This window comes from Acinetobacter sp. CIP 64.2, from assembly GCF_000369645.1.
GTDB lineage: Bacteria > Pseudomonadota > Gammaproteobacteria > Pseudomonadales > Moraxellaceae > Acinetobacter.
The window spans coordinates 202,096-224,050 of sequence record NZ_KB850120.1; the positions used below are offsets into that span (position 1 = coordinate 202,096).

The following is a 21,955-nucleotide window of genomic DNA, read 5'->3' on the forward strand; positions in this document are numbered from 1 at the left end:
GTAGTTTGAAATTAACATAAAGGAGTACTTAAGAAGAGATAAACTTTTGTACAAAATTTAACATATTCTTTTTTTTAATCTCGCAGCAGAAAACGCTACGAGATTTTTTTATAGCTTTAAAATTATCAAATAGCAAAATAGAGGTAATTCTCCATGATTAAAGGCCTAGCAATCACACCGCCCGTACTGGGACGTATCAGTATCGGCAAGATTGTAGAAAAGAATGGCAAACGACTCCCTGAAAAGGATGACCAATTTACCATTACTAGCCAAATCCAAAATAAGGATGGCTGGGTTAAACATCCACTGGATGAACAACTTCGTGCCAAAGCCCCTAACCAAAACCAGAAACTTAGAGCCATTCCAGTCCGAATGCTCTTTAATGAGCCAGATATTAATTTAAGAGCGGAATACACTTTATTTGACCGTCAAACAGGACGACCTATCTGTACAGGCAATGGCGAAACTTGTCAGCGAATTGGTCAAAACGGAGTTGAGCAACATCCATGTCCATCACCTGATTTATGTCCCTTGGCACAAGGAGGCTTATGTAAACCTTATGGACGACTCTATGCAAACCTAGATGAATCAGATGAATTTGGAACCTTCATTTTTAGAACTACAGGTTTTAATAGCATCCGCACTTTGGCAGCACGGCTTCGTTACTATCATGCTGCATCAGGTGACTTGCTGTCCTGTCTGCCATTGCAACTCACTTTACGCGGCAAAAGCACCACCCAAAGCTACCGTACCCCAATCTACTATGTGGACTTAACTTTACGTGATGGTGTGAATTTGCAGGAAGCAATTACTTCAGCCAAACATATAGATGAACAGAGTAAGGCAGCAGGGTTTTATCAGGAGACTTTAGATCATGTGGCACGGCAGGGCTATGGCAATGCTAGCTTTGAGGTGGGAGGGGAAGAGGGACTGGATATTGTTGAGGAGTTCTACGTGAATGAACTGAAGCCAGAGCAGCATCAGCAATTTCATGATCTCACTCATGTTCAGGATATTCAGAAGGGATTGCAACAGTCAGTTCAGGCTTTGAATTAGGTGAGCTTGGACAACATTGGACTGCGTAAAATTTTACTGGACTGACCTATCATCTGAGCGAATACGCGCTCGCATCAATGATTAGGAGAAAACATCATGAATGCGTCGATCACAGGTCAAACTTTTCAGATGAACCAAATTATTAATATCAAGCATGTTGTTGAGTTTACTGCTCTTAGCCGATCGAAAATCTATGAGATGATTAATAAGGATTCTAAATATTACGATCCTACATTTCCTCAGCCTATAAGGTTAACAGAGATGCGTATCGGTTGGTCTGCTTGGGAAATCCACCAGTGGATTGAGTCTAAGATGGAAGAGCGAGAGTAATGGGAGCTTTTGCTCCCTTATTTTTTTGGTAGATATGTGAGCCAGAATTTCTTTATGAGAATAAGTTATTTTATAAAAACCTAAAAAATAAATTTAGCCAGGATTTTATTTATGAAAATACAAATATATAGTATATTACATGAATAAAATGGGACAGATTTTAGGTGTGAAAAATAAATGCAATTTAAAGAAATAAGAAAAAATGAATCGACTACTTTACTTGGTGAGCAGCTTTTAGAGCTTTCTAAAAATCAATCTGCCCATTGGAATAAAATTGGTGCAGGATCCAGACCTAATATTCATAGCCTTTTGCGTTACCCTGCTATGATGGTTCCTCGTATGCAAGGACAGATATTAGATCATCTTTTACAATATTCGACTAATGATTGTTATATTTTTGACCCTTTTGTAGGTTCTGGGACAATTTTAACAGAAGCATCATTAAGAGGTTTAGATTTCTTAGGAACAGATATAAATCCCTTAGCTATTTTGGTTTGTGAAGTAAAAAGATTAATCGATGAAGATTATCCATTTAATAAATTTGTTACGAATGTAATATCTAACTATGAAAATGATTGTAGTTCGGAAATAGATGTAGAATTTCCAAGAAGAGAAAAGTGGTTTAGCAATGAAAGTAGTATTGTTATCTCAAAATTGAGACGATCAATTTTGTCTATTGATGATATTAATACTCGAAAACTCTTATGGGTTGTCTTTGCTGAAACTCTTCGACAAACATCGAACAGCAGAACAAGTACATATAAATTGCATATTAGGAAGCCAGAAAACTATGTGCCCTTTGAGAATATTTTTAAGATATTTAAGAATCATTTAGATGATACTTTGTTAAAGATAGAAGAATACTTAAAAGCCAAATCCCAACAAAAAAGATTTTCCTCCTCTACCATTAATCTACTATTAGGGGATATACGTAGTGTGAAACTCCCTGAGGATGATCGTCATCAAATTTTAGTAACATCCCCTCCATATGGAGATAATCAAACAACAATACCATATGGTCAGTTCTCATATTTATCACTTAAGTGGATACCATTTTCAGAATTACCTGAAGGCTCAAAAGAATATTTACTACAGAATAGCCATAAGCTAGATACAGAAAGTTTAGGGGGAAATCTAAATAATATTTCTGAAAAGCAAGAACAGATAAAAAAGATTTCTCCTACTTTATGTCAGTATCTGGCAGAAGCGGAGAGACAAGACAAGTTAAAGAAAGTACGCAAAGTATCGGCCTTTATGTATGATTTATATGAGAGTTTGGTGCACTTAAGAGCTTCATCAAAAACCGCACATTGGGTTTTCACAACTGGTAATCGCACTGTTGCTGGTATTCCTGTACCATTCGATCAAATATTACTTGATATGGTACTTTATTTAGGAGGCAAGCATATTGCTTCAGTTAGTCGTCAGTTACCAGGTAAAAGAATGCCTAATAGAAACTCTCTGGGCACAACTATTAATATAGAGGTGACATTAATTGCGGAGTTTGTATAAAAATATTAATACATTCTAAAATTTTTATTTCGCAATTTTTGGGTGATTTTTCGCTGGTGTAATGATGTCTTAGATGTTCTCAATGGTATATGTACAGTTTAATGAAAAAAATATAAGATTATTCTTTAGAAGATATTCCTAAAAGTAAGGAGTAATTTTCTTTTTATTTTGGGAGAATTAATTTTTAATTTTTTTAGCTGCTCCATGACGAAGAGAAAGAAACCTTAGGGGGTAAATAATGAAACCTATTAGTTTAAAATTTGATGGTCAAGTAATTGAAGAGTTATCCACTAAGATTCCATCTAACATTTTTGCATTGAATGAGTTAACTAAGAATTCTTATGATGCCTTTGCAAAGAATGTGTCGATAACTATAGATATTAATAACTCTAGACTTATTATTTCTGATGATGGTGTAGGAATGAATGAAGAGGATATTAATAAACTTTTTCATATTGCTTTTAGTAAGAAGAAGTATGGGAGTAAAGTCAGCTTTAACGGAATGGAAAGATATGTACAGGGTGCAAAGGGTTTAGGCTTTTTATCAGTTTTTAAATTTGGTGATAACGTAACATGGAAAACCTATAACAAAGGGAAAAAGATACAATTCTCTGTTGATAAACAAGATGTAATATCAAAAAATAATGTAAGTAGGTTTTAAATTTTTACCAGAAGTTACGGATGAGCCAGGGATTGGTACAACCATTAGTATTGACATGAATGAAAATGATCTGGAGGCTTTAAATAGTTATTTTCAAGAGAAAAAAAATACAGCAAAAACAGTAAATGCATTTTACGATAAGACATTAGAAATAAGTTTAGAAACAAATTCAGGTTGTTATAAAACAACCGATTTTAATGAACATTTAGATGAAGCAGAGGATCTTCAGTTTTGTGCGGTTAGATACTCTTCTAGCTCTTCAAAGATCCTTATATACAGACTTGGAAGTCTAGTAAAGACGTGTGATTTTAAGATATCTTCAAGGAATTATAGTGTTGATTTGGATCTTAATATCTATCATTTTAACTCAGGTGGAAAGAAGAAAATTTCAGAACTGTTTTATAGAGAACCTGATGAAGCATTGTCGCCGCTATTGTTTATAAATGATAATTTATTTAATAATTTTACCATTTTTGATTCTAATATAAATAGGGCTAAACGTTCGGCAGAATCTATGCCTCAAATGATAGGTTACGTAAGAGTCTATAGTTCTAATAAGGATTTAGATTTTAACTCTGATCGAACTAATTTTGTCGAGAATGAATTAACTAGAAAAATAAAAAATGATTTAATGAATTTGAATCGGAAAATACAGGAGATTGCTTCTAGTTTGAAGGCACAAGGAAAAAGTGAAGATGCTATTGTAATAACTGGAAAGGCTAGAAGTGATACCGAGGACATTGTTGACCATAAAGAAGAAGATATTCTCTCTGCTGCCAAGATTAATCTTAAAAATAATCTTGAGAGACGATATCAGATTCCTTCTTCACAAATTGATCTAAAGAAATTTATATCATCGGCAATAGATAGCTATGGAGAGCCTATTCCATTTGATAAATTAAATTATTTTGAAGCGGGAAAAAATATTCTTCCTATTTTATCGAGTGTTGATATTGAATGTGTAAAAAATATTAAGATTTCATTCTTAGACTCAAGAACTGGTCTAGTAATTGAAAACGGCTTTGTTGCACAAACCTATCTGTAAAGGCTTTTTCAGCGATATAATTTTCAAATGAAGAAGCCTACACACAAAATCTACCGCACAACCAATTGGCCCGCATATAACCGAGCACTCATTAATCGCGGAAATATTGCCCTTTGGTTTGATCCTGCTACGCAATGGTATGCTCCATCAAAAGGCAAACAAGGGCGAAATCAAACCTACTCCGACGCAGCCATCCAATGCTGCTTAATGATTAAATCCTTATTCCGTCTATCTTTACGTATGGTCACTGGCTTTGTGCAAAGTCTGATTAAACTTTGCGGATTAAATTGGACCGCACCAGATTACAGTACGCTTTGTAGAAGACAAAAGCATATTGATATTGCAATCAGCTACCAAAAAAGTAGCGATGGGCTGCATCTACTCGTAGACTCTACAGGGATGAAGTTTCTAGGTGAGGGCGAATGGAAACGCAAGAAACATGGAGCTGAATATCGTCGCCAATGGCGTAAACTACATATTGGTATAGATGCCAAAACCCTACAAATACGCGCTATTCAGCTCACAACCAATAATGTCTGTGATTCACAGGTGCTTGGTGATTTACTTAATCAGATTCCACAAGATGAGCAGATTGACTCTGTTTATACCGATGGAGCTTATGACACCAAGCAATGCCGTCAGGTCATTGCAGATCGGCAAGCACATGCGGTGATTCCACCTAGAAAAAATGCGAAACCATGGAAAGATACAAAGAGTAGCTCGCTAGAGCGAAATGAATTACTTCGAACAATTAAACGTTTAGGTAGGACACTATGGAAAAAATGGTCAGGCTATCATCGCCGAAGTTTGGTTGAGACTAAAATGCACTGCATCAAATTATTAAGAGATAAACTCAGTGCAAGGAGCTTTGATAGCCAAGTCAATGAGGTTCATGCACGTGTAGCAGTCCTCAACAGATTTACGGAATTAGGTCGACCACTTACCCAAGTTACGCCTTAAATTTGGCTCAATTAGGGGCGCTTTGCCTTTCAAATCTTTGTGCAACAAAGCCACTCACAAGTATTGTTAGAATATTATAAAGATCAGGATTGGATAGATAAGTCTGCGATAGTATTATCAAGACCACCTGAAATCCAACAAATAGTATATTTAAAAGAAAAAATGCAAGTTGATGAATTGACTATTTGTTATCCTGAACCTCCTATTTATGCAGAGGAAATGGATTGGGTTAACTATCTGAACGTCAATGTATTTACTCCATTGTGGTCTAATACACAAAAGCAGGAACAAAATTTTAGAGTAGGTATTTCTATTTCTGATTATGGAGAAATTGATTTTAATCAATTACATATTCATCCAGATGAACTTAAAAGGCTGTCTCAAGAACTTGCAAGGCACTTATTAGTAAATAAAAATATTCTTATTTATGGCGGAGACTTGAGAGCAAATGGTTTTACAGAGTTTATTTTAGAGGAAGCTAGTATCCTAAAGAACAGGCTTCCAAAAAAATCATTCAGTGTTGAAAATCATTTAGCATGGCCTTTACACCTCCTACCAGAGTCGTTGGATTATCAGGCGGATTATCATGAAGTACTAAATCAAATAAACTATGCTTTGCCTGATGAATTTAGTGAAGAAGTTGATTCAAGCTCTTGGTTAGAAGTGAAAACCTCTCAAGACAGATATATTTTCTCTAAGTGTTTAAGAGCTATGAGAATGGAATCTATCAAGGGCTCTGATATTAGAATCTTTGCAGGGGGGAAAATACAAAACTATAAAGGATTCATGCCAGGTGTTTTAGAGGAGTTCTATATCGCAGCCAAGCTCAGTAAGCCTATTTTTTTGATTGGTGGCTTTGGCGGGGTGGTAAAAGAAATTTGTAATTCAATTGTTTTAAATAGAGTATCTGAAGTTTTAACTCAAGAATGGCAAGAAGAAAATGATTCTGATTATAAGGATTTTATGGCTTATCTTTATGGGAAATCATATAACTTTAATTATGATGAGTTACATCAGATTATCCAAAGTGTAACAATTGAGAGTTTAGCTAATAAAAGTGGTTTAAATGTAGATGAATACTATAGGCTTATTAATAGTCAGTTTATTGATGAAATTATTTATTTAATCTTGAAAGGATTAAATAATTTATGTAAAAACTAATAATGGTAGATGCTAAGCTCTTTTCTACGTAGTCTTAGTTAATAGTGAAGCATCTCAATCCATCAATAAAATCAGACCATTCCTGCATCATCTTAACCCGATAGTCTAAATGTTGTGCATGGTTATAAGCCTGAGACACAGCATTACCAACTCTATGTGCAAGTTGAATTTCAATGGCATCGTGCATATAACCTTGCTCATGTAAGGTCGTAGATGCAAGCCCACGGAATCCATGACCAGTCATTTTACCGTTATAGCCCATTGTACGGATTGCACACAGAAGTGCATTGCTACTGATTGGCTTAGCTGTACTGTAATTATAGAAAACGTACTGTTTTATGCCTGTGATTGGTTGAATCCTTTCTAGTATATCTAAAGCTTGTTTTGATAAAGGCACAAGATGAGGCATAGACATTTTCATTTTGTGTGCTGGAATACGCCATAAACAATTCTCATAATCAATCTCATTCCATTCCATCATTCTCAGCTCTGCCGTTCTAACAAAAGTCAGAGTCATGAGCTGTAAGGCGGATCGAATAATAAGGTTGCCATGGTAGCGATCCATACGCTCAAGAAAGGCAGGAAATTCAGAAATATCTAAACGTGCCATATTCTTGACTTTGCGTGGTTTAAGAGCTTCGCCTAAGTGTGGGGTAGGGTCATTCTCAATAATGCCTTTACGAATCGCAAAACGGAAAATACGCCCAGTTAAAGGGATTGAGCGTTTAGCCATCTCTAATGCGCCACGTTCTTCAATTTTTTTGGCACAAGCTAATACGTCTTTCCCCTTAATTTGATCAATTGGCATATCACCTAGAGCGGGGAATAGGTCTTTTTCAAATACTGACAAATCACGTAAGTAAGTGGATTCTTTAATAACTACTTTACGATCTTGCATCCATTCCATTGCAAGTGCTCTGAAAAGAGTACTTTCATCGACCAGCAATTTTTTTTGTTTCTTCGCTTCGTTTGGATTAATTCCATCTTTTAAGTTTAAGCGCGCTTCATCACGGATTCTTCTTGCTTGGGCAAGAGTGGTGTCTGGATATGTACCAATACTAAAAATATTTTCTTTGCCCTGAAAGCGAAATTTCATACGCCAATGCATACCACCTGACGGTGTGACTTCCAGATACATGCCTTTTTCATCAGAATATTTGGTTTTCTTTTCAGTAGGTTTGATCTTTCTGACCTGAGCATCTGTAAGCATTGCAACGTTTCCCGTAGAAATTTGGGGGTATAAAAATGGGGGTAATTTATTATACCCCCAGTTATACCCCCAACTATATCAGGATTCAATAGGGTAAATTGGAAAACATAAGGCAATAAAAAAAGCCTAAATCCTTTAGATTTAAGCTTTTAAGACTCTATGAGATATCATAGAAAGTAAACTTGGCGGTGAGAGAGGGATTCGAACCCTCGATACGCGCAAACGTATACACACTTTCCAGGCGTGCTCCTTCAGCCACTCGGACACCTCACCAAGGTGTGCGATAGTAACGAAAAAAATGAACGCTGCCAAGTTGTAGTCGAACAGATTTGCAGAAAAACTTTTTGGCTAGTGATAATATTGCGGCATATAACGTTCTATTTTGAAGACGACATAATATGCAAAGTACTGCAAAAAAAGCCGCTTTGCCCGCGATGACGCTGGCAGCATTAGGGGTGGTATTTGGAGACATTGGAACCAGTCCCCTCTATGCGATACGGCAATGCTTTGTCACAGGACATGTTGATATCAGCGAAGGATCGATCTTAGGTATTCTTTCCCTGATCTTCTGGTGTATGAACCTGACCATCAGTTTTAAATATGTGTCGATGATCATGCGCGCAGACAACAACGGTGAAGGCGGGATCATGTCCTTGCTTGCACTGAACCTGCGCTCGACCGTTTTTAGCAACAAAAATAAAATCTTCCTGATTGCGTTGGGTTTTATCGGGGCATCCCTATTCTTCGGTGACGGGATCATTACGCCTGCCATTTCCGTACTGTCTGCGATTGAAGGCTTGAGTCTGGTGACGCCTGCTTTAGATCGTTGGCTGGTGCCGATAGCCTTGGGCATCCTGACTGCACTATTTATGGTACAACGGCATGGTACCGCCACCATGGGCAAATTCTTTGGGCCAATTACCTTGTTATGGTTTGCGTCCATTGGTCTGATTGGACTATGGAGCATCATTCAAACCCCATATGTGTTGATGATGATTAACCCTTATTGGGCATTCCATTTTGTCTTTGATCAACCAACAGTTGCCTTTATTACCATGGGGGCGGTGATTCTGACCATGACTGGTGGTGAGGCACTGTATGCCGATATGGGCCATTTTGGGCGCGTGCCGATTAAACTGGCCTGGTTCTGTGTGGTTCTTCCTTGCTTATTACTGAATTATGCAGGGCAAGGGGCATTACTGTTACGTGATGCCAAAGCCATTGAAAACCCGTTCTATTTACTGGTTCCTGATTGGGCTTTATTCCCAATGATTGGCTTGGCAACAGCCGCAGCCGTGATTGCATCTCAAGCGGTGATTACGGGCGTATTCTCGATGGCAAACCAAGCTATTCAGTTACGTTATTTACCGCGCCTAACCGTACACCACACTTCAGATGTGGAACAAGGTCAGATCTATTTGCCTTTCATCAACTGGGTGCTCTTCATCTCGGTTGTGATCCTGATTTTACTGTTTGAAAGCAGTGCGGAATTGGCCAGTGCTTATGGTGTAGCCGTGACCATGACCATGCTCTGCGGTACGATTTTGATCTCGACTTTGGCTTATGGGGTTTGGCGTTGGCCAGTATGGAAAGTGGCATTATTTGCGGTGCCGTTCCTTGCAATCGATTTAGTTTTCGTTGCTTCAACCTCATTAAAAATCCTGTCAGGCGGTTGGGTGCCAATCTTGATCGGTGTGGCCGTGTTTACCATCTTGATGACATGGAAACGTGGTCGTGAAATTGTCTACAACCGCATGGAAACCAATGCCTTACCGATTGAATTATTTATTCAGAGTATTGGGATGAGCAAAGAAACCCATTTTGTACCGGGTGAGGCGATTTTCCTGACGGGTACGCCAAACATTGTGCCGCATGCGATGTTGCATAACATCAAACATAATAAGGTGCTGCATGAGCGTAATGTGATGGTGACGGTCTATACTCAAGATATTCCGTATGTGACTGATGAAGATCGCCTGAAAGTTGAAAAACTGGACGAGCATTTTTATCGCATCTATGTGTATTATGGTTTTAAAGATCAGCCGAATATTCCAGTTGCTTTGGCGCAAGCCTATCAAGCAATGGATTTTGAGTTTGACATGATGCAAATGAGTTTCTTTATTTCGCGTGACCGTATCGTGCATACCGTGGGGGATGGCATGTCGCCGTGGCGTGAAAAACTGTTTATCTCGATGCAGCGTAATACCAGCCCAGTCAGTGACTTTTATCAGATTCCGACCAACCGTGTGGTGGAACTGGGTAGCCAGATTGAAATTTAAATAAAAACAGATCAAAAGGCACTTTCGGGTGCCTTTTTTATTGTCTGTTGCCTGAGTGTACAGATTTGCGACATAAAATGTCGCTCTGGGCTGAAACTCAATGTACACAGGGCTTTTGAGTTGTTAAGCTGCGCGTTCATATTGATTTTGATGTAGTTATGGCAAAGAAACCAACCCGAAAGAGTAAAAGCCCATTTGCATTTTTGAGCCAACATGTTGGAAAGATGATGTTGGCATTGGTCGCAACAGGCAGTTTTGCGATCGCATTTGGCAGTGAAAAAATTTCGAAGTTGATGCCATTTCAATCTAGTAATAGCGCATGTTTAAAACAGTTTTATCGTGACGTTCCACCGTTATTGAGCAGAGACAGCCTGAAAAAAGACAGCTATGCACTGTGTTTTAATGATTTTAGTGTGATGTATTCTGGTCTTTCCAAAACACCATTATGGTCAGCAGAGTATCTGACCCCTGAACGTCTTAGTGTCAAAATTAAACGTGAAGACAATTTCCATGAAGAAACCCGGGTGAAGCTGCAACACCGTGCTTTATTATCGGATTATCGTGGTTCGGGCTACGACCGTGGTCATATGGCACCGAATGGCGATATGAGTAATACCGCATCACAATATGACAGCTTTTCTTTAGCCAATATGGTGCCACAAGCACCGAAAAACAATCAGGAAGTCTGGCGCAAATTAGAAGAAGCGGTGCGTTCGATGGTGACCAAACAGCATAAAGATGCTTACGTCCTGACAGGTCCTGTATTTGAAGGCAAACGCCTGAAAACCATTGGTCAAGGGGTGATTGTCCCGACAGCGGTCTATAAAGCGGTATATTTACCCAAGCAGGGCATTATTGGTGCCTATTACGCGCCAAACAATAATTCTTTAAAGGTCGAAGTGGTCAGTGTTTGCTATCTCGAAGAAAAACTGGGCATCAACCTATTTCCACAACTGACTGAGCAGCAAAAGCGTAATGTGTACCAGCTGCCAGTATCTGCGCAGCAAGTGAAGCCGAACAAAGACATTAGCTATTTGCATTGGGATGGGCGAAGTCAATGTGCGGAAGAAGCCAAGACCGATGCCATTCAAGCGCAGCAGCGTGAATTTAGCTCACAGCCAACCGAGGCACCTGACAGTAAATTCCCGCAAATTGATGAAGAGACCAAACAAGCCTTGATCAACCAGCTGGTGAATGCCTTGGTGCAGTATTTTTTACAAATGTTGAGATAATGTAGAACATCTTGCAATGTCCGCGTGCTTGGCTCATGTTGTGGGATAGACAAGAACAATGAGAGAAAAACATGTTTAAACCGTTTGAACAGGGCGATGAGTCGTCTGCGATCTATGATCTGACCTTAGAAAATCAGGTCGATTGTGTCAGTCTCTATGGTAATTTGCAGATTACCAAAGATCAGGCCGGTCTAAAAACTGCGAAGGCACTGCAAAATTTTATCAATGATGTGGTCGCTGCATTAGAGCAGCAAGATTTACCTGAACAGATTGAACGTCAGCCTGAACAGGATATTGAAAATCCTTTTCTATAAATAAAAAAACAGCCGTTGCAGGCTGTTTTTTTATGGGAGGTTTCGAGCTTAGTCTTTCTCGCTACTTACCACTTTATAGATCACTGCACCAATGATGGCACCGATAATTGGCGCAACCCAGAACAACCAAAGTTGACCGAGAGCAGCGGTTTCAGCAAAGAAAGCCACACCTGTACTACGCGCTGGGTTGACCGAAGTATTGGTCACTGGAATACTGATCAAATGGATCACCGTGAGCGTCAAACCAATCGCGATTGGGGCAAAGCCAGCAGGTGCATTTTTATGCGTAGATAATAAGATAATGATTAAGAATACCGCGGTCAGTACCACTTCAATCAGGAACGCAGATGCAATAGAGAAATGGTTTGGAGAGAGTTCGCCATAACCGTTGGTTGCAAAACCTCCTGTGCCTGCGAAGCCAGCCTGACCTTGTACAATAATGTACAGCACGAATGCTGCAAAAGTTGCACCAATGACTTGAGAAATAATATATGGAACCAAGTCTTTGGCATCTAAACGCCCACCGACCCATAAACCGACACTGACGGCTGGGTTAAAATGTGCTCCAGAAATATGACCGAATGCATAAGCACCGGTTAAAACAGTTAAACCAAACGCAAATGCAACACCTAAGAAACCAATCCCAAGTTCTGGAAATGCAGCTGCAAGCACAGCACTACCACAACCACCGAAAACAAGCCAAAAGGTTCCGAGAAATTCTGCTAAATATTTGTTCATTGTTATCACCACACAAGTTCTAAAAAATAAAAAAGCAAGCATCCAAAATTTATTATGGATATGTTTAACCCTTGTGAAAAAATTGTGAACTAATTCACATAGGTATATAGGCTCTTATATAAAACGTGCAATCAAATCGATCAGTTGCGAAACCGTTAGTTCTTAAGTTGTTTTATTAAGAATTGTAAGTTGTGTTGTTGTTTCGCCACTGTTGCGGGGTTTGTCCCGTCCAAATCTTAAAAGCACGTTGAAAAGCACTCTGTTCAGAATAGCAGAGCAGTAGTGCAATTTCTTGTAAACTCAGATGAGGATCTTTCAAATATTCAGTTGCCAGCATAAAACGTACTTGCTGTACCCGTTCCTGAAAGGTGCTGTGTTGTTGCTGTAAATGACGCTGTAACTGGCGCACGGACAGGCCGAGTTTTTCAGCGATAAAATCGAGTTGATATTGGTTTTTTTGTAGTCCAGTCAAAATCGCATGTTGCAGGCGTTGATCTAGTTGGGTGGAATTCGGCAGCTTGTCTAGTAAGGCCTGGGCTTGCTGTAAGAGCAGTTGTTGTAAGGTATGATCGCCTGTACGTAAGGGTTTAAACGCCTCACTGATGGGGATCAATAATTGGGTTTTCGGCTGTTCAAAACGGACTTTACAGTGGAAATATTGTTCATAGACGCTCATGTTTTTAGGCGCGGCATTCACAAAATGGACTTCATGTAGATGAATTCGGTCACCTGACATAAACAGTTTAAGAAACTGCACCATTAGTGCAATTGCAATTTCATCGGTCAATTGGGTCGGATGTGGTTCAGGTGCTTCCCAGCGGATAGAGCCATAGGGTGGATTAAACTCGACCACCAGCGGGCTGCCATCATAAATCAGGCGATGAAAATCATGATAACGCGCCAAAGCTTCGCCTAGATTTTCACAGGACAGGGCCAGATAGGCAATGATCCCCAAATGTTTGGGTTGTACATATTCTGCGATTTCTAGGCCTAAACCAACTTTTGGATGGTGCTGGTTCAGGTTTTCGAGCAGGTCACGCCAGATCACGTAATCAAAGCGTTCCTGATTCTGAACCTGTTGTAATTGTTCAGGAATCGCAATGTTTTTTGCCTCGCAATAGGCTTTTAATAAATGCCCCAAACCCCCAAAAACAGAGCCAGTATAGTTCTTGAGTTGAGACATCCTGTCCACTCCTGATATTGTCGTGTTTTGTCAATATAAATATATCGTATCGTCAATACTTCGCCTACAAAAATTTATATCTTGAATAAAAATAAGGAAACATTGGGAGAAAACCATGATCAAGGGTTTTATTGCAGGTTTGGCAGTTGCCAATGCATTTGAATGGTTTGCACATAAATATATTTTGCACGGGGTACATCGCTCTGGGCAGCCGCGTTATAGCCCTGTGCCAAAGAGCATGGAGTCGCATTGGGCGCATCATCGGGAAGTACGTAAACAGCAGTTTTCGGATGATTGCTATGTGGAAGGGGTCGAGCATTGGCGGACCCGTAATGAAATCATGTCCTTGGCGGTGGTGGCAGGGATTGCTAGTGTCGCGTTTTATCCAATCTCAAAAGGCATGTCCTTGGCGGCGCTGTATAGTGCAGGCAATTATTATTATGTACATCGTCGTGCGCATTTAGAACCTGATTGGGCCAAACGCATGATTCCTTGGCATTATGACCATCATATGAACTCCAATCAGGATGCCAACTGGTGTGTAACCCGTCCATGGTTTGATTATGTGATGGGGACGCGTGTGGTATCTTCTGCAGATCTCAAAGAGGCCAATCCACTGGGTATCCCACTGCCAGCAGTGTTGTCTAAAGCACTGGCCCAAGCGGTGGAAGCCGTTTTTCCGGTAAAATGGGTAGAACAAAAGCCAAAATTGGTCGAGGCGCCGAGCGTGGCAACACCGCCGAAGGAAGCACAAGAATCAGTCGCCTGAATTTAAAGAGCAATAATCGAGGGAAGCCTTGTTTTTATTGACGCATCCTCGTGGCAAAAAAAAGCTCATGTCGTAAATTGTCAATAAAATTGGTTTTTGATGTCAATATCTTTGTGCATTTTCTCGCTAATTTAGCTCAAGCATTTTAAATGCTCAGAATTTGTTCAAATTGACCGTGTGATGTTTACCCTCTAGCGTTGTATAACGCAGTTTCCATACCTTGCTTAGCAAGGTATTTTTTTGTCTGCATAAAGCGATGTTCGAATAAAAAAACCTCTCCAGTGAGAGGCTTTTGATGGTTCATTTTATTAAAGACGCATTTCAATGCCTTGTGCAGCCAGATATTGTTTTGCTTCTGGAATGGTATGTTGACCAAAGTGGAAAATAGATGCTGCCAATACCGCATCTGCGCCACCTTTTAAGATGCCGTCCGCCAAATGCTGTAAATTTCCGACACCGCCTGAGGCAATAGTTGGAATATTGACGCGATCGTTGATCTGACGCATTAAGGCAAGGTCATAGCCCGCTTTGGTACCATCGGCATCCATACTGGTAATCAGCAACTCACCTGCACCGAAGTCGGCCATTTTTACTGCCCATTCAATCGCATCGATGCCTGTTGGCTTACGACCGCCGTGGGTAAAAATTTCCCACTTGTCTTCGCCCGTTTTTTTGGCATCAATCGCCACGACGATACATTGTGCACCAAAACGTTGTGAAGCTTCCTGCACAAACTCTGGGGTAAACACCGCTGCCGAGTTGATACTGACTTTATCGGCACCAGCATTGAGTAACAAACGGATATCTTCAACTTTACGGACACCACCACCGACGGTTAATGGCACGAAAACGCTTTCTGCCATACGTTCTACTGTGCGATATGTGGTGTCGCGTCCATGATGGGTAGCAGTAATATCTAAAAAGGTAATTTCATCGGCACCTTGTTCGTTATATCGACGCGCCACTTCGACAGGGTCGCCTGCGTCACGAATATCAAGGAATTGAACGCCTTTGACGACTCGACCATTATCAACATCTAAGCAAGGGATAATACGTTTTGCGAGCATAAAATTTTCCAAAAAATCGCCAATAAAGAAAGGGGTGCTACACCTTCATGGAGGGAACAGGTATTCTATCAAACTTCACAGCTATTTTTTGCAGGTTTTCCATGTCGGTTTATACCCCGTTGAGTTTAGAAGAAGTTCAAGCCTTTGCTGAGCCGTATGGTTTAGCGGTGATTGACCTGATTCCAATCCAAGGCGGTATTCAAAACACCAATTATTTTTTGGTGGATCAATCACAGAAACACTATGTTTTAACGGTTTTTGAAGAATTAGATGCTGAAGGTGCGGGTGAACTGGTACCTGTACTGGATTGTTTGGGTCAGGCAGGTGTGCCTGTGGCGGTGCCGTTAAAGCATAGTGCTCAGGCCATTCATACTATTGCCGATAAGCCTGCGCAAATTGCACCACGCTTGATGGGTGAGCATCCTGAAGATGCCAGCCTTGTTCAAATTCAGGCGATTGCACAGGCGCAGGCAAAATTGCATTTGGCTTTGCAGGACTTTCCTTTAGAACGTGATTTTAATCGTAATCACCAGTACTGGTCAGAGGTTGCAACACAGCTCAAGCCGCAAATGAATGCGCAAGATCAGGCGCTATTGGCACAGGTGTTCCAGCAGTTTGCACAGATCACGCAACAGCATCCTGATCGTCCGACGGGTTTTATTCATTCGGATCTATTTCGGGATAACACGCTGTTTGAAGGCGATCAATTGCAAGGTATTCTTGATTTTTATGAATTAAATCAGGATGAATGGTTGTTTGATATTGCGATCAGTATCAATGACTTCTGTACGGCTTATCCGCAAGCCCATTTAGATCAAGCCAAGGCAGATGCTTTTCTCTCGGCTTATCAACGCATTCGTCAGCTCACCGCTGATGAGCTGGCCTGTTTAAACATTTTCTTGGCGATGGCGGCGTGCCGTTTCTGGAGCATGCGTTTACAAGTGGCACAGAAAAATGCCGAGCAGGGCCGTACTGGCGATGACATTTTGCAAAAAGATCCGCTGCAAATGCGTATGATGTTGCAAGACCGTTTACAACGAATCACAGTTTAGGAAACAGAGATGCGAGATCAAGGTCGCTTAGTTGAATGGTTTGATGACAAAGGTTATGGTTTTATTCAACCGAATGATGCGCATAAAGACCGTGTTTTTATTCATATTAAAGACTTTGCTCGTACGGGGCCACGACCGCTTGTGGGCTGTGCTGTGGAGTATGTGGTTATTCTGGACGAGCGTGGTCGTTATCGTGCTCAGCAGGCGACTTATCTTAAAGCATCGCAAGTGTTCGAACATAAAGCCAAAGCTGTAAAGCCTACGGCTTCTAAACCTTGGTCAGCGATGCAGATTGCGATTGTGATTTATATCGTCTTTATGGTGATTGCCAGCTTTAGCAAATTACTGCCGCCGTATACCTTATTGTTTGTCAGCTTGATGAATGTGTTGAGCTATTGGCTGTATGCCCAAGACAAAGAGGCGGCACAATTGGGCAATCGGCGTATTCCTGAGCAAACTTTGCATATCGTGGATTCTTTGGGAGGATGGTGTGGGGGTTGGCTTGCGCAGCAAAAACTGAGACATAAAACACAAAAACAACCGTTTGGTAAGATTTATTTCTGTACCATAGTCTTCCATATATTGTTGATATGTTGGCTAATTTCTCCGCTCAATGTGTTCTATTGACGGAGTTTGGAGATAAATAAAAATGAATTATTCCGTTGATCAAGATCCAAACCGTACGTTAACGTTAGTGTTGTATGTGCTTTATATCATTGCGATTTTTACCGGTGGTCTATTGGCGATCATTGCCTTGATCATCAACTATGTCAAACGCAGTGACGTACAAGGTTCAATTTTTGAAAGTCACTTTACTTGGCAAATCCGCACCTTCTGGTGGTATTTGGCTTGGAATATCATTGCCTTTATTCCGTTCTCGTTCCTGTTCTTGACAGGGGACAATGAGACTGCCTTTGCTGGTGTGGCGATTTCTGCAACCACTTTCGCCTTTGCCGTGATTTTTGGGGCATGGGTATGGATTGTGTATCGTGCCATCCGTGGCTTGATTGCCTTAAATGACAATAAACCGATGTATCAAGACTAACATCGATCAGCACTCGCTTGGGGCAGTAAAGCACTAAGCGAGTTCTGGATGATTGACGGCTTTCGTTGTTGAAAGAGAGTGATAGCCTGCCCCACGGTGTGGTTCTGTCAGTAGCGGACCTTGACCAAACAGTTTCTCACGTAGTGTTCCTGCAGCATACTCAGTTGCATAGACACCGCGTTGTTGCAACTCAGGCACCAAATATTCCACCACATCTTCAAAGCTTTGATGCGCCAAAATATAGGCCAAGTTAAAGCCATCAATATCGGTTTCTTCCGCCCATGCTTGCAGTTGATCGGCCACAGTTGCAGCCGAGCCGACCAGTATCGGACCATTGCCACCGATACTAATAAATTTGGCGATCTCTTCAATGGTCCAAACTCGATTGGGGTCGGCTTTGACATAAGAATCGAGCATCGATTGAATCGCATCGGTATGAATATATTCAACTTTGTCTTCGGCATGGAATTGCGAAAAATCGACACCCGACCAGCCCGAGGCTAAAGTGAGTCCACCGTGATAACTGGCATAGCTCTGATAGTCTTTAAATTTTGCTTGGGCCTTGGCATCGCTTTCATCCACCACAATCGACAGCATGGTGTAGATTAAAACCGAATGGGGATCTTTGCCTTGTTCAACTAGGTTGGACCGAATGCCTTGTACCAGTTTTTTCACGGCAGCTTTAGTGGGGGCAGAAATAAACACACATTCGGCATTTTGACTGGCAAATAACTGGCCGCGACTAGAGGCACCTGCTTGATAGAGTACAGGGGTGCGTTGCGGTGACGGTTCGCAAATATGAATGCCGGGAACGCTAAAATACTGACCTTGATGATTGATCGGATGGACTTTACGATGGTCTGCAAAAATACCGCGCTCTTTATCACGCAACACCGCATCTTGTTCCCAAGAGCCTTCCCAAAGCTTATAGAGAACCTCTAAATATTCATCGGCGATGTCATAACGTTGATCATGGCTGACTTGGGTTTTAAGACCTAAGTTTTTTGAACCACTTTCAAGGTAGGAAGTGACAATATTCCAGCCGATACGACCTTTGGTCAGATGATCCAAGGTACTCATGCGCCGTGCAAAAGGATATGGGTGTTCAAAAGAAATCGAGGTGGTGAGGCCGAAGCCCAAATGTTGGGTCACGGCTGCCATAGCAGGCACGATTTGCAAAGGATCATTGACCGGAACTTGCACAGCACCTGTGAGCGCATGTTCAGCGGATTGATGGTAAACATCATAAATGCCTAAAACATCGGCTATAAACACACCATCAAACTTGCCACGCTCTAAGATTTTGGCCAAATCGGTCCAATACGCAAGATCTTTATATTCAGTTGAGCGATCCAAAGGGTGACGCCACAATCCAGGTGATTGATGCGCAATACAGTTCATTTCAAAGGCATTAAATCTAATTTTCTTGGTCATTGGTCTTTACTAAATTAAATCTTTTTATTGATGTTAATTAAAAAAGATCGAATTGATTAATCATAAAAAAATCAATGTTTATCATGAATATTTTGGATTGCATGCCGATCTTTTATTTTTGTGGTTATTTCCAATTAAATTCAAAAGGTTGTTTTTGTATAAAAGTGAGGGTGCTCTGGTGGAGGGGGATTCTATAAAATTTATTTATCCATTGATTTTAAATGAATATTTTTAAAAAATAAGTGGCAGCTGAAGGTTATTTAAAATAAAAAGATTTGTTTCTAAATTTAACTTATAAATAGGCAATAAAAATAGTGCTAGTTTATTTTTATAACTGAAAAATGAGTATTTATAATGACCTCAAAAATAGAAATAAAACTGGAAGATGCACAGAGTATTCCACCCGATTTTTATCTGAATAATACTTCAGCACATGTGATTGCTTCAGATCAAGAAGCCATTGCTGTGGCGCATCGCGTAGCGGCTGCTTTTGCCAAAGGCGCCGCCCAGCGTGATCATGAACGCAAGCTGCCCTTGCAAGAAATCCAGCAATATTCAGCCTCTGGTCTGTGGGGCATCAATATTCCGAAACAGTTCGGGGGTGCAGGGGTGAGTTATAAAACTCTTGCTGAGGTGGTGACCATTATTTCCAGTGCAGATTCATCTTTAGGGCAAATTGCCCAAAATCATTGGGCCTTCTTAGAACATATCCGTTTGGATGCCTCACTGGAACAGCAGCAATTCTTCTTTACACAAGTGCTGCAAGGTAAGCGCTTAGGCAATGCATTTTCTGAGAAAAACTCGAAAACCGTGGCAGATCTGACCACCAAAATTGAATTTCATGATGATTATGCGGTGATTAATGGTCAGAAATTCTTTGCCACGGGGGCTTTGTTGGCCCATTGGGTTCCTGTGGTTGCGGTCAGTGATGATGGCAAAGTATTTGCTGCACTGGTGCCGCAACATACGTCTGGATTGACCATCGTGAATGACTGGAGCAGTTTCGGGCAGCGCACCACCGCCAGTGGCAGCGTGCAGCTGGATCAGGTGCGAGTCGATTTGAAATACGTTGTTCCAATTCATCAGGCGTTTGAACGCCCCACCGCAGCAGGTGCCATTTCGCAAATTATTCAATCTGCTGTGGATGCGGGGATTGCACGCGGGGCCATTGAAGAAACCATTCGCTATGTGCGCGAGCATGCCCGCCCTTGGATTGACTCAGGTGTGGAACATGCCAGCCAAGACCCTTATACCATTAGCAATATCGGTGAACTGAAAATTAAACTGCGTGCAGCCGAGGCGGTTTTAGCCTTGGCAGGCGAAGCCATTGATCGTGCTTTAGCAGATCCGACCGAAGACACCGTAGCCGAAGCGACCTTACTGACGGCTGAATCGAAAGTGCTGACCACTGAAATTGCATTGTTGGCGGCCAATAAATTATTTGAGTTATCGGGTACGCGCTCAACCTTATCGGAGTTGAATCTGGATCGGCATTGGCGTAATGCACGAACCCATACCTTACATGACCCCGTACGTTGGAAGTTTAATCTGGTGGGTAATTATTATCTGAATGGTGTGGCACTGCCACGTCATGCCTGGAGCTAAGAGGGCAGTATTATGACCAGTCAAAGTAATCAAAATCTTGCCTTGGGTGCACATTATGAGCAGGTGGCGGCGAAGTTCCGTCCGATTTTTCAGCGCATTGCAGCAGGCGCTTTAGCACGGGAAAAAAATCGAATCCTGCCCTATGAAGCAATTCAATGGTTAAAACAGGCGGGCTTTGGCGCGGTACGGGTGCCTGTGGCTTTTGGTGGTGATGGGGTTTCGCAAAAGCAGTTATTTCAGTTATTGATTGAACTTGCTCAGGCAGATTCCAACGTGGTTCAGGCCTTAAGGGGGCACTTTGCCTTTGTCGAAGACCGTTTAAATGCACAAAAAACTGAAGTACAGACGCAATGGTTTGAGCGCTTTGTCCGTGGTGAGATTGTGGGGAATGCGTGGACCGAAATTGGTCAAGTCGAAATCGGCGATGTCGTGACCCGAGTGACAGCAGCACAGGATGGAAAACTCCGTATCAATGGTCAGAAGTATTATTCTACAGGTACGATATTCGCGGACTGGATTGACCTGTTCGCTTTGGATGAAACCACTCATCAGCATGTGATTGCGGCGGTATCTACTCAAGCTGAAGGCATTGATGTTGTGGATGATTGGGATGGCTTTGGGCAAAAAACTACGGGCAGCGGTACACTGAGCTTAAACAATGTAGAGATTGCTCGAGATCATATTCTGGTGTTTGAAAACCGCTTTAAATACCAAACTGCCTTTTATCAAGTGGTTCATCTAGCCACTCTGGCGGGTATTGCGCAAAGTGCAGTACAGAACTTTAAGCAGGAAGTGCGTCAACGAACCCGAATCTATAGTCATGGCAATGCCAGTCTGGTCCGTGACGATGCACAAATCCTGCAAGTGATTGGTAAAGCTTCTGCACAGGCTTATGCGGCGCAAACTATTGCACTTAACACTGCGGAAGCCTTAGATGCAGCGTATTTACAGCATTTTCAGAATGATCAACAGCTGGAGTTAGCGGCCAATGAGCATGCTGAATTAGTATCGGCGCAAGGTCAGGTGGTGATTGCGGAATTGGTACTCAATTTGAGCACTGAGCTGTTTAATGCCTTGGGGGCATCGGCCAGTAGCACCGACAAGCAATTAGACCGTTTTTGGCGCAATGCGCGTGTGATCGCTTCACACAATCCATTGGTGTATAAACAGAAAGTGATTGGAGACTGGGAAGTGAATCAGGCACCTTTGCCTTATGTCTGGCAGATTGGCAATAGTCCTGTTGCGGCGAATCAAAAACAAGTCCCGGTTTAGTGATCAGCGCACAGTAGTGGTATTGAATGA

The 21,955-nt window shown here is 41.4% G+C and carries 21 protein-coding genes and 1 tRNA gene; 16 read left to right on the forward strand and 6 right to left on the reverse strand.

Features of this window, described 5'->3' with window-relative positions:
• The first annotated feature begins 153 nt into the window (after positions 1 to 153).
• The 7 genes from F895_RS17765 (at position 154) to F895_RS17735 (ending at position 6,725) form a co-directional block, all read left to right on the forward strand.
• Positions 154 to 1,056 carry a recombination directionality factor gene (locus tag F895_RS17765; protein ID WP_005238232.1) on the forward strand — a complete coding sequence of 301 codons (903 nt, stop codon included), beginning with the start codon at positions 154 to 156 and terminating at the stop codon, positions 1,054 to 1,056.
• Between the two features lie 96 nt (positions 1,057 to 1,152).
• The gene (locus tag F895_RS17760) at positions 1,153 to 1,386 is read left to right on the forward strand and encodes a helix-turn-helix transcriptional regulator (RefSeq protein WP_005238235.1); all 234 of its coding nucleotides are present in this window, start codon (positions 1,153 to 1,155) and stop codon (positions 1,384 to 1,386) included.
• A 177-nt stretch (positions 1,387 to 1,563) separates the two neighbouring features.
• Positions 1,564 to 2,898 carry a hypothetical protein gene (locus F895_RS17755; protein ID WP_005238236.1) on the forward strand — a complete coding sequence of 445 codons (1,335 nt, stop codon included), beginning with the start codon at positions 1,564 to 1,566 and terminating at the stop codon, positions 2,896 to 2,898.
• A 238-nt stretch (positions 2,899 to 3,136) separates the two neighbouring features.
• A complete protein-coding gene (locus F895_RS17750; protein WP_005238238.1) occupies positions 3,137 to 3,559 on the forward strand; it encodes an ATP-binding protein in 423 nt (140 codons plus the stop codon).
• Between the two features lie 55 nt (positions 3,560 to 3,614).
• Positions 3,615 to 4,604, forward strand: coding sequence for a hypothetical protein (locus tag F895_RS17745; RefSeq protein WP_005238239.1), 990 nt, complete (start codon positions 3,615 to 3,617; stop codon positions 4,602 to 4,604).
• 27 nt (positions 4,605 to 4,631) lie between these two features.
• The gene (locus tag F895_RS17740) at positions 4,632 to 5,564 is read left to right on the forward strand and encodes an IS5 family transposase (protein ID WP_000743262.1); all 933 of its coding nucleotides are present in this window, start codon (positions 4,632 to 4,634) and stop codon (positions 5,562 to 5,564) included.
• A 39-nt stretch (positions 5,565 to 5,603) separates the two neighbouring features.
• A complete protein-coding gene (locus F895_RS17735) occupies positions 5,604 to 6,725 on the forward strand; it encodes a hypothetical protein (protein ID WP_005238240.1) in 1,122 nt (373 codons plus the stop codon).
• Positions 6,726 to 6,759: 34 nt separating this feature from the next.
• Here F895_RS17735 and F895_RS17730 read toward each other — a convergent pair whose 3' ends face one another.
• A complete protein-coding gene (locus tag F895_RS17730; RefSeq protein ID WP_005238241.1) occupies positions 6,760 to 7,935 on the reverse strand; it encodes a tyrosine-type recombinase/integrase in 1,176 nt (391 codons plus the stop codon).
• Between the two features lie 183 nt (positions 7,936 to 8,118).
• Positions 8,119 to 8,208, reverse strand: a tRNA-Ser gene (locus F895_RS17725).
• A gap of 125 nt (positions 8,209 to 8,333) precedes the next feature.
• On the opposite strand from F895_RS17725, the gene F895_RS17720 reads away from it, so the two are divergent.
• The 3 genes from F895_RS17720 to F895_RS17710 all read left to right on the forward strand — a co-directional run bounded on the left by F895_RS17720 (position 8,334) and on the right by F895_RS17710 (position 11,760).
• On the forward strand, positions 8,334 to 10,214 hold the full coding sequence (locus tag F895_RS17720) for a potassium transporter Kup (protein ID WP_005238242.1): 1,881 nt from the start codon (positions 8,334 to 8,336) through the stop codon (positions 10,212 to 10,214).
• 158 nt (positions 10,215 to 10,372) lie between these two features.
• The gene (locus F895_RS17715; protein ID WP_010589714.1) at positions 10,373 to 11,446 is read left to right on the forward strand and encodes a DNA/RNA non-specific endonuclease; all 1,074 of its coding nucleotides are present in this window, start codon (positions 10,373 to 10,375) and stop codon (positions 11,444 to 11,446) included.
• Between the two features lie 71 nt (positions 11,447 to 11,517).
• Positions 11,518 to 11,760 (forward strand): hypothetical protein, encoded by a 243-nt coding sequence (locus F895_RS17710; RefSeq protein WP_005238245.1) that lies wholly within the window; start codon positions 11,518 to 11,520, stop codon positions 11,758 to 11,760.
• 48 nt (positions 11,761 to 11,808) lie between these two features.
• On the opposite strand, the gene aqpZ is transcribed toward F895_RS17710, so the two are convergent.
• The gene (gene aqpZ, locus F895_RS17705; RefSeq protein ID WP_005238248.1) at positions 11,809 to 12,498 is read right to left on the reverse strand and encodes an aquaporin Z; all 690 of its coding nucleotides are present in this window, start codon (positions 12,496 to 12,498) and stop codon (positions 11,809 to 11,811) included.
• Positions 12,499 to 12,673: 175 nt separating this feature from the next.
• Positions 12,674 to 13,681, reverse strand: a complete 1,008-nt coding sequence (locus F895_RS17700; protein ID WP_005238250.1) for an AraC family transcriptional regulator — start codon at positions 13,679 to 13,681, stop codon at positions 12,674 to 12,676.
• Between the two features lie 115 nt (positions 13,682 to 13,796).
• On the opposite strand from F895_RS17700, the gene F895_RS17695 reads away from it, so the two are divergent.
• Entirely contained in the window at positions 13,797 to 14,450 is a 654-nt protein-coding gene (locus F895_RS17695; protein WP_005238258.1) for a sterol desaturase family protein, read from the forward strand.
• Between the two features lie 308 nt (positions 14,451 to 14,758).
• Here F895_RS17695 and hisF read toward each other — a convergent pair whose 3' ends face one another.
• Positions 14,759 to 15,517, reverse strand: a complete 759-nt coding sequence (hisF, locus tag F895_RS17690) for an imidazole glycerol phosphate synthase subunit HisF (protein ID WP_005238260.1) — start codon at positions 15,515 to 15,517, stop codon at positions 14,759 to 14,761.
• Positions 15,518 to 15,618: 101 nt separating this feature from the next.
• On the opposite strand from hisF, the gene F895_RS17685 reads away from it, so the two are divergent.
• The 3 genes from F895_RS17685 to F895_RS17675 are packed head-to-tail and all read left to right on the forward strand — an operon-like array spanning position 15,619 to position 17,614.
• Positions 15,619 to 16,569, forward strand: coding sequence for a homoserine kinase (locus tag F895_RS17685; protein ID WP_005238261.1), 951 nt, complete (start codon positions 15,619 to 15,621; stop codon positions 16,567 to 16,569).
• 9 nt (positions 16,570 to 16,578) lie between these two features.
• Entirely contained in the window at positions 16,579 to 17,196 is a 618-nt protein-coding gene (locus F895_RS17680) for a DUF1294 domain-containing protein (protein ID WP_005238263.1), read from the forward strand.
• Between the two features lie 22 nt (positions 17,197 to 17,218).
• Positions 17,219 to 17,614 carry a DUF4870 family protein gene (locus tag F895_RS17675; protein WP_005238265.1) on the forward strand — a complete coding sequence of 132 codons (396 nt, stop codon included), beginning with the start codon at positions 17,219 to 17,221 and terminating at the stop codon, positions 17,612 to 17,614.
• Positions 17,615 to 17,647: 33 nt separating this feature from the next.
• Here the strand turns inward: F895_RS17675 and F895_RS17670 are convergent, their stop codons facing one another.
• Positions 17,648 to 19,048, reverse strand: coding sequence for an LLM class flavin-dependent oxidoreductase (locus F895_RS17670; RefSeq protein ID WP_005238266.1), 1,401 nt, complete (start codon positions 19,046 to 19,048; stop codon positions 17,648 to 17,650).
• A 354-nt stretch (positions 19,049 to 19,402) separates the two neighbouring features.
• Here F895_RS17670 and F895_RS17665 point away from each other — a divergent pair, with 354 nt between their 5' ends.
• Together F895_RS17665 and F895_RS17660 are read left to right on the forward strand one after the other, a co-directional pair.
• Positions 19,403 to 20,653, forward strand: coding sequence for an SfnB family sulfur acquisition oxidoreductase (locus tag F895_RS17665; RefSeq protein WP_005238268.1), 1,251 nt, complete (start codon positions 19,403 to 19,405; stop codon positions 20,651 to 20,653).
• A gap of 12 nt (positions 20,654 to 20,665) precedes the next feature.
• Positions 20,666 to 21,925 carry an acyl-CoA dehydrogenase family protein gene (locus F895_RS17660; protein WP_005238270.1) on the forward strand — a complete coding sequence of 420 codons (1,260 nt, stop codon included), beginning with the start codon at positions 20,666 to 20,668 and terminating at the stop codon, positions 21,923 to 21,925.
• Positions 21,926 to 21,955 lie beyond the last annotated feature (30 nt).